Below are 13,472 nucleotides of genomic sequence, written 5' to 3' on the forward strand. Positions count from 1 at the left end.
CTAAAGATTAGCATTTTTTTAATTATTTTCTAGATTGCTACGCAGGAATGACATCAGATCCATACAATATAGAAAAAAGAAATAATGAGTGATCTACAACAACAAGCATCCGATCCCAATTATTCCGTTTGGGTTTCGGCATCTGCCGGTACCGGTAAAACTAAGATCCTAACCGATCGGTTTTTACGTCTATTAATAACGGGAGTAGAACCTTCAAATATTTTATGCCTTACTTTTACTAATGCTGCTGCTGTAGAGATGCAAGCAAGGATTAATAGCAGACTTAAATATCTTTCTCTTTGCAACGCCGAGAAACTAGAAAAAGAACTTTTCTTAATGAGTGGCGATAAGCCATCGCCGCAAGAAACAGAAAACGCAAAAACTTTATATAATAAAATACTAAATAGCAATGAGCCTTTAAATATCTATACAATCCATGCTTTTTGTCAAAAAATTCTTAAAATTTTTCCTTTAGAAGCCGGCATAACGCCGGAATTTAAAATTCTTGAAGAAACCAAGCTACAAGATATCTTCCTAAATATCAGAAACGAACTTTATTTAAGCGATGAGCATAATGACCTAATTAAAGTTTTGTTGAACCGCTTTCATGAAATAACCCTGCAAGATATTTTTACTGAAATAATCGAGCAGAAAATTAAATTCAAAAAGTTATTTACTCATAAAACTATTTCAAAAGAAATATCTAATAAAAGACTAGCACTTGGTCAGTTAAACAATATCTATGACGAAATAGAAAATTTATTTGCAGAATATGATCTAGAGATAAAAGCTCAAGAAATTTTTTTTACGAAAGACGGAAAAAAACGTAAAAGCCTTTTATCGAAAGAATTAACAAGAAAATATCCTAAATTATTGCTAGAACTAGAAAAAATTACCTCTGAAATTTACCGATTAGATGAGCTGCGCCGTATAGAAGAGCTAGAATATCACACGAATTTACTTACTAAACTTGCTCATATTATTTTAAAAAAATATGATTCATATAAGGAAGAAAATAATTTACTCGATTACGACGATTTAATTTACTACACCGAGAAATTACTAAATAATAAAACTATGCACAAATGGTTGCTGCATAAGCTGGAGAGTGAAATAAATCATATTTTGGTTGATGAAGCACAAGATACAAGCCCCCCGCAGTGGAATATTATTACTACTTTAATAACAGAGTTTAATGCGGCAGATAAACAACAAAATGTCATACCATGGCTCGTCCACAGTATCCAGGAAAAAATAAAAAAAGATTGGATCCCGCGATTCGATCGCGGGATGACAATTTTCATAGTAGGTGACGATAAACAATCCATTTTCAGTTTTCAAGGTGCCGATCTTCATAATTTCAGCTTAGTAAATGAGCAACTAAAAGCAAACCTTACAAGTACTAATAAGAAATTCAAAAATATCACCCTTGAATATTCTTATAGATCATGTGCAGAAATTTTACAATTTACTCACAATGTTTTGAAAAATATAAAATCTGATTATCCAAGTTTATTCCTTTCGAATAATCCTTTAATATCCTCATTGCGTACACATCAAGGCATCATAACGGTTTGGCCCTTAGTAATAAGTGAAAAACAAGAAGAGCTTTTTTGGGCGTTACCTGAAGATTATGAAAATTCTAAATCTGCTGCCGATTTACTCATAAAAAAAATCGTAAATTTTATAAAAGAACAAATAGAAAGCAAAGAAATTTTACCGTCCACTGCAAGCAGAATATACGAGAAAGATTTCATGATATTAGTAAGAAAGAGAGATGAATTTAGTAATAATCTGATAAAAGAACTTAGCAGAGCTAAACTTAAAGTTGAGATAAGTGATAGAATTAATCTTAAAGAAAATCTAACTATAATGGATTTAATATCCGTGGCTAAATTTGTGTTATTACCTGACGATGATTTAAACCTTGCCGGTTTACTAAAATCGCCGATTATCGGCATGAATGAGCAACAATTATACGAACTTCTTGTAAATAAAAACGATAATAGTTTATGGGATAATCTATCTGCTTATGAAGAAATATATACTAAATTAAATTCTTTGATTGAAATTTATAAAATATCAACTGTTGAGAACTTCTTTGATTTAGTGGTGAATAATTTAAATTTACGAGAGATTTTTTACGCTTATAACGGCGATGATAGCGATGATATGATAAATGAGCTATTAACGTTAAGCAAAAACTATGTGAATGATATAGATAATTCACTACAAGGCTTTATAGCCTGGTTTGAGAATAACGATATCTATATCAAACGTGATATGAAACATTCAGACAAAATAAGAGTAATGACTATACACGGCTCTAAAGGACTTGAAACTCCTATCGTTATATTATGCGATTCTACTACTTTGCCGATAAGCAGCAATAAATTTATTTGGGATGATAAAGGTGAAATGTTTTTTTCTGCTAATATTGTAGATACACCAACATTTTTACAAAAGCTGAAAGACGCTGAAAAACTAAAAGATTTGCAGGAATATATAAGACTACTCTATGTTGCAATGACGAGAGCTAAAGACCAGCTAATTATATGCGGTTTTAGTAATAAAGCTGCTATTCCTGAAAATTGTTGGTATGAAATAACCAAGAAAACTTTCAATTAATAATTGTTTAATTAAATATAATATGCTATTAAGACGCACTTATAATTTAAAATAGCGTCTTATGTTGAAGATTTTAGAAATTTTTTTTGAAAATAAAGCAAGAATTAAAATAGAAAGGTTTAAGCAATTACCGCCTTTACATGTAGCTGCTGCAGAAGGTAATATTTCTGATGTAAGAATATATTTACATAGAAAATGTGACGTAAACAAGCAAGATATTAACGGTAACACCCCTCTGCATCATGCTTATGAAAAAGGTAATAAGGAAGTAATAAAAATACTGTTTCAATCTCATGGCATTGATAAGAATATTCAAGATAATAAAAATTATATCCCTGCAGATTATAGCACTGAATTTGAAAATAAAGTAGATAAGCTTGGAGAAGTCATAGAATAAGAATAGCTTGACAAATAACCAATTTATCTAAAATTGTTAAAAAAGGAGAAGAAAAATAAATTTTTAGCAAAAATTAATAAGATTTTTTTGAAATAGAATTAACTATTCTTTCAAAAATCTTATTAATTTTCCTTCATAAAACCTAGAATTATTTTATACTTTCTAAATATAATGAACGCTGCTCTATTCTTTTTATCTCATCTATCGTTACCTGTTCTTCTAGCCTTTATTTAAACTTGGATCTCAGTTTTTCTAAATCTTTATTTTTCTTAGAAATTGGTAATATTTTAGATAATAATTTATTATTTTTGTTGAACATGCGGTTGCTCCCGATTGATTAAACTTAAGTTGCTCAAGTTTTAACCACCGAAGATTTTAACCTTGGGTGGTTGGGGCGTTAGAAGAACCGTCACAAAACAGTTATAATAGCTTTTAGGTTTAAAGTTTGTACTTTAAACCCTGAACATCGCTAAAATCACCCCAACCATGACAAAGTTGAGGAGCATTTTTAAATGGATAATGCTAACCATCTGTGATAAAGGACTTCTACACCTCGGAATAACGTTACCGCTATTCTTGCAAGAATTCTAGCTTACTACTTTAAAAAGTCAACTAGGCTTTATTATATTTTTGAGCATCAACTAAAATTCATTTAAATCTTCTCGAAAGGACATAAAATTAGAAGAAGAATTTATGAAGCCTTTAAATATAAGTCAAAATAGATTAGCTCGTGATATTGATGTACTGCCAAGCCGTATCCATGCTATAGTACATGGCAAAAGATCAATTACTGCTGATATGGCTTTACGGCTTGGTAAATATTTTCAAACTTCGGCTCAAATGTGGATTAATCTGCAATCACATTATGACTTAGAACTTGCAGAACGTAACGATTAGCCACATATTAAAGATCGTATTCGTACTATGGAAATAGCGAGAAGAGCAAGTTAATTATTTTTAACTCACTCCGAACCAGTATTAAATAACTGTACTAAATAGTATATAAATATCCAGCGTTTCAATTTCCTCCTTAGTAAATTTATAAGGAGATTTTATATAAATAAGTTTTTTGGCGTCTTGCTTCTTTATTTGGTCAGGCGGTAAATATATATAATCTATGTTCTTCTTAATCCTGATTACATGTAGCGTAACAATTGAAACACAGTTTTAAAATGCTTAAAATAATTTGACTATTTTAGAAAATTTTAATAAACTCTATTAATAAACTCAATCGATAATACAAAATATGAAAACAGCTTTTATCTTCCCCGGTCAAGGGTCGCAATTGATCGGCATGGGAAAAGATTTTTATGATAATTTTAAACCCGCCAAAGAAACTTTTCAAATCGTTGATGAAGTACTAAAACGAAAACTCACTGATATAATTTTTAATGGACCTTCTGAAGAATTGACCTTAACCACTAACGCACAACCGGCATTAATGGCAGTATCTATGGCAATAATAAATATTATCAAAGCTGAAACCGGTAAAAGTTTGGATAGTCTTTGCGATTATGCTGCCGGTCATTCGTTAGGTGAATATAGTGCTTTATGTAGCACCGAAAGTATTAGTCTTGAGACAGCAGCAAAACTACTTCATATACGTAGTACATCTATGCAGGAAGCATGTCCTGAAGGTGAGGGAAGCATGGCAGCTTGTATCAATATTCCACTTCAAAAACTTGAAGAAATATTAGAAGATATAAACAAAATAAATTTATGCCAAATTGCCAACGATAACATCGAAGGACAAATAGTTATTAGCGGCAAGACCACAGCTATAGATCATGCTATTAGTATAATTAAAGATTTAGGTTATAAAGCGATAAAGCTGAAAGTCAGTGCTCCATTTCATTGTAGCTTAATGAAGCCGGCAGAAGATAAAATGCGAGTAGCTCTTGATAAAGCTGTAATTAATAAGCCTCTGATACCGGTAATCCAAAATTATACCGCAAAACCTACTCTAGATCCTAAAGAAATCAAACAAAATTTAATTCTTCAGATATGCGGACGAGTTAGATGGCATGAAACTTTAGAACTATTTAATACCTTAGATATAACTCATATAGTAGAAATAGGTGCCGGAAGCGTACTAATAAATATGTTCCGAAAAATTAATTATCCATTCAAATTAAGTAATATAAGTAATTTAGAAGAACTACAGAATTTTTTAGATAACGTTAGCAAATAACTGTCTTTAATAACTTCTGACTTATAAAGTTTTTAAATTAACTTAATATTATTATATGAAAATTAGTTTTAGTTTTTTTAAGCAATTGCTAGAATTATTAACTAGTGATTGGCGAAGCTATTTAAATGACAGAATAACAGAGCTGAAAAATTTAGCTTTATTAGACGGTAATAATACATTTTTAAGAGAAGAATGTTATAGAAAAATTGCTCTTATTAAAAAGGATGCATTAAAGAAGGGGAATATCCATGGTATGTTGCTCCTTTTAATAAAATAGATCATGCAAGTTTACTACTTACCAACATTCATATATTAGAGCTTGATTATCTAAATCAAAATACGGTAAAAGCAGTAAAAAATATGCTACGAAATAATTTCAAAGATATATATAATCCGGAAATTTATATTATTGCTAACTATGAAGAACATACAATTACAAACTATACAATAATAGATAAAATAGCCAAAGGTAAAGTTATTACCTTTGAAGATTTAAATATTAAATATGTAGATCACACGGATGAAGAGTTAAAATATATAGGTGATATTAGAAAACTAGACAGCGAGAGTTAGTAGCAGATATATCAAATATCATCAAATTTATTTATCAATTTTATTTTGTAGATTCTGCTATTACTCAGTATACGATCATTTTTATGGCTGCACATTTTGAAGAACTACAAAATTTTCATCAAAATTTAGATAACCTCAACTTTTTAGTACCGTTACAAAAATATAATCCCGAATGCCAACCAAAAGACTATAAGAGTTTTGTCAATATTGAAGCAATAACTTGGAATAGATTTTTAGTTAAATATCAGAAATTATTTGATAATCTTAGCGAAGAACATTCAGAAATACTATTTAGCATTTGTAGTGATAATGATGATTTTGTAAAATCATTACTTTCAGACTTCATCTCTCTTGATTTAGAAAAGCAAACTAAAACCATAACCTATGTGATGGATAAATATAAAGGCAATACTGATTCTTATCATATAACTCGGCTTTTTAATATTTGTAATAATGCAATAAAGCTTAAAATAGTAAAATTATTAATCTTAAATTCTATCTCTCTCGATTTAGAAAAACGAATTGAAATTTTAAAATATGTGACAGATAGATATAAAGATAACACGGATTCTATTTGTCATATAACCACACAACTTTTCAATATTTGTAAAAATACGACAAAGCCTGAAGTTGTAAAATATTTTATTGATTATTTAGAACCTTGGAAAGGATTACCTATTTTTTGGTGTTATAATGATATGCTTCCTATAGGTGAAGTTTCTTCAAAACTACCGAGCCATGATTATGAATAATATTTAAATCAGTAATAAAAATTCTAAAATAATTCTAGAAATTTTATAATTTAGATGATATAAAGTTAAGCCATAACCGGAGAGATGGCCGAGTGGCCGAAGGCGGCGGTTTGCTAAACCGTTATATGGGTCATGCCGTATCGAGGGTTCGAATCCCTCTCTCTCCGCCAGATCTGGACAGTTAGCCAATTCTTGCAGTTCTATCTAAGTATAATCTTTATCACCAAGCATATTATAGATTTCTTTCATATGTTTATGCTTTAGCCACATCTCGGCATTCCCGATAATATAAAGGTTATTTTTAGCTCTACTAATACCGACGTTTAAGATGTTTGGTTTTTCGGTCATGATGGTTCTAGTCCCGACATCTCTAGGTCGTTGAGCTCCAAGCAACATAATAACCGTATCTGCTTCTTTCCCCTGAAAAGCGTGAATAGTACCGATATTTCTATCACAAAAATCTTTTATATATTTCGGTAATTTTTGATCTTTAGTTAAATTTAATATTTTATATTTTTGTGAATATAAAGTTTAAAACTTTTATACATAGTGATTACATAAATCTGCTCTAATAACTCCTTTGAATTAGGTTTATTTAAAATAGATTTAAGTAATTGATATAATACGTCAAATTCTGCCTTAGACTCATGTTTACCTTTTTTGCTATTATTATCTGCAACATTTATCCATCGTGAATTACCCAAAATATCACTAATTACAGATTTTGACACCTTCTATGGACTAGTAAAGGAAAACCAACTAGAGTTTTATTATATTTAGTTTGATACAAAGAGTTACGATCGGCTAAATGCTGCATGGAAACTTTGGAAGGCGACCAATCCGGAAATGAAACGCTAAATTTTCACATAGTTTTTCAATTAATTTTTGTTTAAGTGTAGAAACAGGCTGAGTTTGCATCGGGTCGCCTACTACTACAACATTCTTTGATTTATATATAGCACTGGCAGCATATTGTGGTTGTGCTTGTCCGGCTTCATCAATAATAAGCCAAGAAATATTATTATGATTGAAATACTTAAACATATTATCGAAAGAATGGAAAGTAGTTGATACTACCGGTACAACCATAAAAAAGTTTTGCCAAACTGTTTGCCAAATTTTACGATCTATATCCATAGACGATGTAGTTAAAATAGTTGCAAATAAATTCAAACTACACCAAAAAATATCAGCATTCGCATTTATAAAAACTTCATGTATTTTGGTAGCTTTAATAAATAGTTCTGATCTAAGTTGCTCAAACTTTTCGTTAAAATAAGGGGGGTTTTATGCAGTCTATTACTTTGTTCCTCCCAAATTTGCCAAAAATGGTCATCTTCAAAATTTTTAACGTCAAAGCCATATTCTTTCAAAAGCTCGGTAGGTTTTACTAGTATATGTAAAATATCTTGCAACTTCATTATTTCCCTTGAAGCTTTTAACTTATTTTCTCTTTCTATGAAATATTGATATTTTTTTGTATTAAAGAATTTATGAATTTTTTCAGATAATTCGGAGTTAAATCCTTTAAAGTTTCTTTTTTCTAATTCCAAATCAATATTTTTTAGTATACGGTTTAACTTAGAAATTACATCTGTAAATTCTTCATCATTAATTATAATCTTATGTGTATTCAAAATATTTTTTTGCCTGATTTTGAGTAATCACTATATCGATAGCATCATAGATACCAGTAATTTTTTTATGTAATTCTTTAAATTCTTGACATTCCTGAACCCATTTATTTTTTAGGTCTGAAGGTGATTTACAATATTCAGGTTTATAGTTTACAGGAGTATGATCCTTATTTAAATATTGACGCATCGTGAAAGTTTTGGATTTATTATTATCCTTCTCATTTCTAATATCCCAAAACCGTTCAATAAACTTTTTCCTATTTTTAGAATTTCCAAGCACTGCTGAAAATATACCCCAGCTATCTTTATTGGTTAAAAGTCGACTGAAAAAATCTAATTCATTTTGGTAAACGGGATCTATTTTAGTCTTAAGCGGTAACTCTTTAGAAATATTTTCAACGGAATTATTGTAAAAGAAGTGATAACAATACTATAATTTTGTAATTCCGTTTTTAAAGTCTTTATATTATGCTTAAAGGGTTTTTTATTTGAATTTTGTTGTTCGTGTACATGATTTTGTTTATCAAAACCATCCGGAGGATGGTTTAATTGTGATATTTTTAAAGCACGTTCAACATATAAAGGTTTGCGATTATATCAAACATTAAAGTGGTTTTACCGGTACCAGGCGGGCCGTTAACGGCAAAAAGCTTTTCTGATGAAGGTAATATTGAGTTAATTGCTGCTGCTTGCAAAGCAGCTAAAGTATTTTTCGGTGAAGAAGGCCAACGGCTAAGTTGCATTTCTTTTGGTTGCAGTAAGCGTTTAAAAGCTTCTAAGTCCTCTAAAATATCTATAGAATTTGGTTTGCTTTCTAATCCTAAATATTTAGAAATTGCTGAATCTTTAGTAATATTTTTTACATTTTTTCTAAGCGAATTTAGAGGCTTAAGAAAAAAACTATTAAACATTTCTAAAGACGGTGCCGATAATGAAGAACTAGTATTTTCTACATTATTTACTTCATCTGCCTTTGTTTCATTATCATTTTCTTCGCTCTCTTTTGCTTTGTTCTCTTCCGGCTTTTTCTTTTTTGATGCAATAACTCTTCTTACACAAATTTCAGAACGATCAATTAAATATTTTGACTTAATCTTTAATGATGCAACTAAAAAATCAATAATACAATTGATTATCTCTAAATCTAGTTGTACTTACCCTTCGTTTATAACTTTACCGTAACTAAGTGATTCACGTATTAAGCTATTATCTATGTCATCGAAATTAATTAATGTTGTAAGATCATCTTCACAAAAATCATCTTTGGTAATTTCGCCTAAAGCATATGCAGCCGTGGAAATAACCATTGAGTCTTTTTCATAAATCATATTTTCATTAATAGTTAATGCAGCAATAGGAGTAATGGTTGCAGTATCTTGATTTACGTGATCTTGTAAAATTTCTGTATTGATTTGTGTTAGGTTACTAATTTTTTTAAAAAATCAATTTTCGGCTTCTGACCATTTCAAGTATCCTAAATAAATATTCCAATAGACCGCTATGTCATTTTCATTTAGATCTATATCAAGGTCTTTTTTATCAAATTCTTCAAATGGTTTATCCCTCAATAAAAAAAGTGCTTCTTCATCCTTTAATTTATGGCTGAATTTTTCATCTAATAATTTCTTTTCTTTATATTCTTCTACAGCTTCAAAATATTGTTGCAAATTTTCATTCTTGAAGGGAGTTAAGTGTTCAATAGCTCTCCATACATCTAAAATAGATTTAATTTGTTCATCAGATTGATTGTACATAAAAAGAAGTTTACACTTAAAATAGAAATATCCTAAGTATGAAACTAGCAGAAGTAAACAACTTTTTAATGTTACTATTTATAGCATATAAAGATGTGTATAATGAACACAATTATTACCAGATTATTAATGATTTTTAATAAAACTTTATTATCTTTTATAAATTCATTTAATATATTTCCTTAACCCAAATAGGATATAATAAATGCACAATAATAAGGAAATTATTAAATATACAGTGTCTAGCATTTGGTCTTCTTGGAATCCTATAAACTAGTCACCAAGCATACAACTAGCTGCCTTAAGTTATATATTCTCTTGTTTAATTGATGGTAACGATGCATATCCGAAGATGCACAAATAATAAATAATGACCAGGAATGGCTTAAAAGCAATCAAACTTTTACCTTTTATAACACAATGTCCATCTTCTCGTTATATGGAACTTGCAAAAGAGATACCTATATGCCTAAAAAGATTAAAAATATTTCATAAATTTGATGATGAGAATTACGTACCCGATGAAGCCGTTAGCATCTCATAAACTCATAGATAACTTTTCTAATTTATTGAAGCATTTTAAACTAACTCCTCTTATAGATCCTACTGATTCTAATCCTAACTATTGTATGGTATGGAGTTGGGCAAAAAATTTAGGGAATATTCCTAAATATTTTGGTCAAAAGCTAAAGCGTGTTTGTAATAATATAGAAGCAGCAGAAAATTATTGGGAGAGTTATGAACCGGAGGCATTCTCTAATTTTTCTATCTTTCATGAGTTTATAAATACAATAACACATTGTAATGATGCATTATTAGGTTGTAGAGATATTAGATCCGATATATATTACAATGAACTGTAGTTAATTCAGATAAATACAACCTTCTTCTTTAGCAAATAAAGCAATTAATGCCTATATAGTCAAATGTATATTTAAACCGCTTCAACGCACATAGCCATACCCATACCGCCACCGATACATAAAGTAACTAAGCCTTTTTTAGCTTTAACTCTTCGCAAGCTGTGTATTAAAGTAATAAGAACACGTCCGCCGCTTGCCCCGATCGGATGACCGATTGCTATTGCTCCACCGTTAACGTTAACCTTATCCATATCCCATTTCATTTCACGGTTTACATAAATACTTTGGGCAGCAAACGCCTCATTAACCTCGATAACTTCCAAATCATTAACGCTCCAACCTGCTTTACTTAAAGCTTTTTTGGAGGCAGGAACAGGGGCAGTACCCATAATGCTTGGATCAACACTGGCTGAAGCATAAGAAACAATACGAGCTAGCGGCGTTAAATTATGCTTTTTCAAAGCTTCTTCGGAAACTACCATAAGACATATGCCACACCGTCATTAATAGAGGAAGCATTACCCGCCGTAACTACACCATTTTTATCAAAAGCAGGACGAATTTACTCAGAATTTCAAGGCTTGTATCAGGCCTTACTGTTTCATCATGATCAAACAAACTAGTAGTTTTTTTAATCGTTACTTCGATAGGTAAGATTTCATCTTTAAGAACTCCTGCTAGCTGTGCTTTAGCTGCTTTTTTATGAGAGCTTAAGGCAAATTCGTCTTGCTCTTGTCTGCTAATATTAAACTGTTTCGAGATATTTTCAGCAGTAATACCCATAAATACTCCTGAAAATACATCGATTAACCCGTCATACTGCATTAGATCAACCATTTTAATATCGCCGAATTTAGCTCCTGCTCTGATATAGCTACCGTGCATACCGAGCGACATATTCTCCTGCCCACCTGCTATAACTATTTCATTATCCCCGGTCATAATTGAATTTGCTGCAAGTGCTATGCTTTTAAGACCTGAGCCGCATACTTTATTAATCGTATAGGCCCGGCACTTCTTGCGGTATTCCTGCATGAATCAGAGTTTGTCTTGCCGGATTCTGCCCACTACCGCCTGTTATCACTTGTCCAAGTATTACTTCATTTACTAAAGCAGGATCGATTTTACTATTTTACAACATATCCTTTATTAAATGCGCAGCAAGCATAGGCAGGTGTTGTACTAAGGCTGCCCATAAACGAGCCGAAAGCAGTCCTTTTCGCATGAGTTATATAAACTGGTTTTGTCATGGTATATACTGCTTAAATAAAATATAAAAATTTAACAAGCACAAAAAGCTTTTTCGCATGGATCGAAAAACAAGTTCAGTATCATACCATGGCTTGACCACGGTATCCAAAAAAACAATTTAAAATACTAATAATTATTAGTATTTTAAGCTGGACCCCGTGACTTGATCACGGGGGGGGTGACAGTGGGAATCGATCCACGCAACAATACCTGCTCGCAATGACGATATTAATATTTATTCAGCGGTGTCAAGAATTTATACTCCTTAAATAATTTATCATTTATCAAATAACTAATATGTCCGTCTGTTACATTTATAAGCTTAGAGTTTTTTAATAATTTTTGCAAAGGTAAAATGGAAGATTTAGGCACTATTTGATCATCTTCTGCTGCTACTATATATACAGGACAATGAATTAAACTCGGATCAATAATAAAATTATCGATTTTCCATCTAAGATTTATAAACATATTTTCATCTAATATATTTTGTATGATTTGATTATAAACCTCCTTAGATATATTATTACCTGACATAAGCCAATTCTCTATTCTAAATGCTAATTCTTACTCCTTATCGGAAGTTATAGAGAAAATTTTTTTTAATTTAGCATTGAAATAATCAGAGAATAAAAGAAAAAATAAAATTTGAATATGAATTTTAGGAATTATCGGTAAATTTTCTATGCCACTATCTAGTTTTAAATATCGATGCAACATTCTTATATAGAAAAAATGAGAAAAATCCCACGGGCAGGTAAGTAACTAGTTAGAGTTTTTATAAATTTAGGCATAAGTACCTTTGTAGCTATCGCAAGGTTACCGCCAATACAATGTCCTATTAAATTAATTTCTTTAATTTTCAAACTATCTATTACTTCAATTATTTTATGCACATAGTCGTCTAGTAAATATTTAGGTTCCTCAATCTCTAGCCAATCTATTAAATAAACTTCACCGTAACTTCTCAAATTTTCAATAAAACTTTTGTCACAAGCTAAAAAAAATATTTCCGGTGAGTTGAAGATAGGGGGGATGATTAGGAAAGTTTTGATGTCATCCTAACTTCTTTCTATGTCATTCCCGGCTCCCCCTTTGTCATTCCCGCGAAAGCGGGAATCCATTTTTAATTTATTTTTACTGGATCCCGTGGCTTGTCCACGGGATGACGCCGAGTAATACAACACCCTATAATGCTTTGTTTGCATTACCATTTTACCGGATTTTAAATATTTATTACCTAAATTAGGTGTCTTTGTATAATTATTATAAAGGTCAAAATATTCCTGTAGTTTATTACTATCTAGCATTGAGAGTATCTAATCTTATATTAGTAATTCTTGACAAAAGGCTAAATAATATTGTATAAGTTCAGCACCTTTAGAATGTAATAACAGTATATAGGCTCTAAAGTTTTAGGGGAAAT

16 protein-coding genes, 1 tRNA gene and 4 pseudogenes are annotated in these 13,472 nt (G+C 30.6%); 12 read left to right on the top strand and 9 right to left on the bottom strand.

The features are described 5' to 3' along the window. Nucleotides 1-84: 84 nt before the first annotated feature. The 9 genes and pseudogenes from AB1146_RS08485 to AB1146_RS01255 form a co-directional block, all read left to right on the top strand. Nucleotides 85-1,320, top strand: a pseudogene (locus AB1146_RS08485) (UvrD-helicase domain-containing protein); the annotation flags it as partial. After that, nucleotides 1,297-2,628, top strand: a pseudogene (locus AB1146_RS08490) (3'-5' exonuclease); the annotation flags it as partial. The pseudogenes AB1146_RS08485 and AB1146_RS08490, both read left to right, overlap by 24 nt. Nucleotides 2,629-2,689: 61 nt before the next feature. Next, nucleotides 2,690-3,025, top strand: a complete 336-nt coding sequence (locus tag AB1146_RS01225; protein WP_010421411.1) for an ankyrin repeat domain-containing protein — start codon at nt 2,690-2,692, stop codon at nt 3,023-3,025. A gap of 672 nt (nt 3,026-3,697) precedes the next feature. Then, complete coding sequence (locus AB1146_RS01230; protein ID WP_269473027.1) at nt 3,698-3,922, top strand: HigA family addiction module antitoxin; 225 nt, start codon at nt 3,698-3,700, stop codon at nt 3,920-3,922. A gap of 349 nt (nt 3,923-4,271) precedes the next feature. After that, on the top strand, nt 4,272-5,216 hold the full coding sequence (gene fabD / locus AB1146_RS01235) for an ACP S-malonyltransferase (protein ID WP_010421404.1): 945 nt from the start codon (nt 4,272-4,274) through the stop codon (nt 5,214-5,216). A gap of 55 nt (nt 5,217-5,271) precedes the next feature. Then, nucleotides 5,272-5,493, top strand: coding sequence for a hypothetical protein (locus AB1146_RS01240; protein ID WP_010421402.1), 222 nt, complete (start codon nt 5,272-5,274; stop codon nt 5,491-5,493). Between the two features lie 83 nt (nt 5,494-5,576). Further along, complete coding sequence (locus AB1146_RS01245; protein WP_010421399.1) at nt 5,577-5,789, top strand: hypothetical protein; 213 nt, start codon at nt 5,577-5,579, stop codon at nt 5,787-5,789. A gap of 83 nt (nt 5,790-5,872) precedes the next feature. Continuing rightward, on the top strand, nt 5,873-6,541 hold the full coding sequence (locus tag AB1146_RS01250; protein WP_010421396.1) for a hypothetical protein: 669 nt from the start codon (nt 5,873-5,875) through the stop codon (nt 6,539-6,541). A gap of 78 nt (nt 6,542-6,619) precedes the next feature. After that, a tRNA-Ser gene (locus tag AB1146_RS01255) sits at nt 6,620-6,711 on the top strand. A gap of 34 nt (nt 6,712-6,745) precedes the next feature. On the opposite strand, the gene AB1146_RS01260 is transcribed toward AB1146_RS01255, so the two are convergent. The 5 genes from AB1146_RS01260 to AB1146_RS01280 form a co-directional block, all read right to left on the bottom strand. Then, a complete protein-coding gene (locus tag AB1146_RS01260; protein WP_051125496.1) occupies nt 6,746-7,048 on the bottom strand; it encodes an AAA domain-containing protein in 303 nt (100 codons plus the stop codon). Beyond that, complete coding sequence (locus AB1146_RS01265) at nt 7,042-7,272, bottom strand: hypothetical protein (protein WP_040611274.1); 231 nt, start codon at nt 7,270-7,272, stop codon at nt 7,042-7,044. The genes AB1146_RS01260 and AB1146_RS01265 overlap by 7 nt, the downstream gene beginning before the upstream one ends. Before the next feature lie 73 nt (nt 7,273-7,345). Next, the gene (locus tag AB1146_RS01270) at nt 7,346-7,714 is read right to left on the bottom strand and encodes an AAA domain-containing protein (protein ID WP_232203660.1); all 369 of its coding nucleotides are present in this window, start codon (nt 7,712-7,714) and stop codon (nt 7,346-7,348) included. A 29-nt stretch (nt 7,715-7,743) separates the two neighbouring features. After that, a complete protein-coding gene (locus AB1146_RS01275; protein WP_010421393.1) occupies nt 7,744-8,178 on the bottom strand; it encodes a hypothetical protein in 435 nt (144 codons plus the stop codon). Next, nucleotides 8,165-8,458, bottom strand: coding sequence for a hypothetical protein (locus AB1146_RS01280; protein ID WP_029374746.1), 294 nt, complete (start codon nt 8,456-8,458; stop codon nt 8,165-8,167). The genes AB1146_RS01275 and AB1146_RS01280 overlap by 14 nt, the downstream gene beginning before the upstream one ends. Before the next feature lie 329 nt (nt 8,459-8,787). Here AB1146_RS01280 and AB1146_RS01285 point away from each other — a divergent pair, with 329 nt between their 5' ends. After that, a complete protein-coding gene (locus AB1146_RS01285; RefSeq protein ID WP_029374745.1) occupies nt 8,788-9,360 on the top strand; it encodes a hypothetical protein in 573 nt (190 codons plus the stop codon). On the opposite strand, the gene AB1146_RS01290 is transcribed toward AB1146_RS01285, so the two are convergent. Both AB1146_RS01290 and AB1146_RS01295 read right to left on the bottom strand, forming a co-directional pair. Continuing rightward, nucleotides 9,333-9,506 (bottom strand): hypothetical protein, encoded by a 174-nt coding sequence (locus AB1146_RS01290; RefSeq protein WP_198005290.1) that lies wholly within the window; start codon nt 9,504-9,506, stop codon nt 9,333-9,335. The two genes, AB1146_RS01285 and AB1146_RS01290, sit on opposite strands and share 28 nt — an antisense overlap. A gap of 114 nt (nt 9,507-9,620) precedes the next feature. Next, a complete protein-coding gene (locus tag AB1146_RS01295; protein ID WP_051125494.1) occupies nt 9,621-9,932 on the bottom strand; it encodes a hypothetical protein in 312 nt (103 codons plus the stop codon). 370 nt (nt 9,933-10,302) lie between these two features. Between AB1146_RS01295 and AB1146_RS01300 the strand changes: the two genes are divergently transcribed. Both AB1146_RS01300 and AB1146_RS01305 read left to right on the top strand, forming a co-directional pair. Continuing rightward, nucleotides 10,303-10,476 carry a hypothetical protein gene (locus AB1146_RS01300; RefSeq protein WP_232203659.1) on the top strand — a complete coding sequence of 58 codons (174 nt, stop codon included), beginning with the start codon at nt 10,303-10,305 and terminating at the stop codon, nt 10,474-10,476. Next, nucleotides 10,454-10,795, top strand: a complete 342-nt coding sequence (locus AB1146_RS01305; RefSeq protein ID WP_010421390.1) for a hypothetical protein — start codon at nt 10,454-10,456, stop codon at nt 10,793-10,795. Before AB1146_RS01300 ends, AB1146_RS01305 begins: the two co-directional genes overlap by 23 nt. A gap of 71 nt (nt 10,796-10,866) precedes the next feature. Here AB1146_RS01305 and AB1146_RS01310 read toward each other — a convergent pair. Further along, a pseudogene (locus tag AB1146_RS01310) lies at nt 10,867-12,045 on the bottom strand (acetyl-CoA C-acetyltransferase). Between the two features lie 229 nt (nt 12,046-12,274). After that, nucleotides 12,275-13,356: pseudogene (locus AB1146_RS01315) on the bottom strand (alpha/beta fold hydrolase). Between the last annotated feature and the right edge of the window lie 116 nt (nt 13,357-13,472).

Origin of the sequence: Rickettsia helvetica, from assembly GCF_963970025.1 — a bacterium.
Classification (GTDB): Bacteria; Pseudomonadota; Alphaproteobacteria; order Rickettsiales; family Rickettsiaceae; genus Rickettsia; species Rickettsia helvetica.

Coding starts and splice junctions, on each gene's coding strand:
- AB1146_RS01225 (WP_010421411.1), top strand. CDS start 2,690: ATGTTGAAGATTTTAGAAATTTTTTTTGAAAATAAAGCAAGAATTAAA.
- fabD (WP_010421404.1), top strand. CDS start 4,272: ATGAAAACAGCTTTTATCTTCCCCGGTCAAGGGTCGCAATTGATCGGC.
- AB1146_RS01240 (WP_010421402.1), top strand. CDS start 5,272: ATGAAAATTAGTTTTAGTTTTTTTAAGCAATTGCTAGAATTATTAACT.
- AB1146_RS01245 (WP_010421399.1), top strand. CDS start 5,577: ATGCTACGAAATAATTTCAAAGATATATATAATCCGGAAATTTATATT.
- AB1146_RS01250 (WP_010421396.1), top strand. CDS start 5,873: ATGGCTGCACATTTTGAAGAACTACAAAATTTTCATCAAAATTTAGAT.
- AB1146_RS01290 (WP_198005290.1), bottom strand. CDS start 9,506: ATGATTTATGAAAAAGACTCAATGGTTATTTCCACGGCTGCATATGCT.
- AB1146_RS01295 (WP_051125494.1), bottom strand. CDS start 9,932: ATGTACAATCAATCTGATGAACAAATTAAATCTATTTTAGATGTATGG.
- AB1146_RS01300 (WP_232203659.1), top strand. CDS start 10,303: ATGACCAGGAATGGCTTAAAAGCAATCAAACTTTTACCTTTTATAACA.
- AB1146_RS01305 (WP_010421390.1), top strand. CDS start 10,454: ATGAAGCCGTTAGCATCTCATAAACTCATAGATAACTTTTCTAATTTA.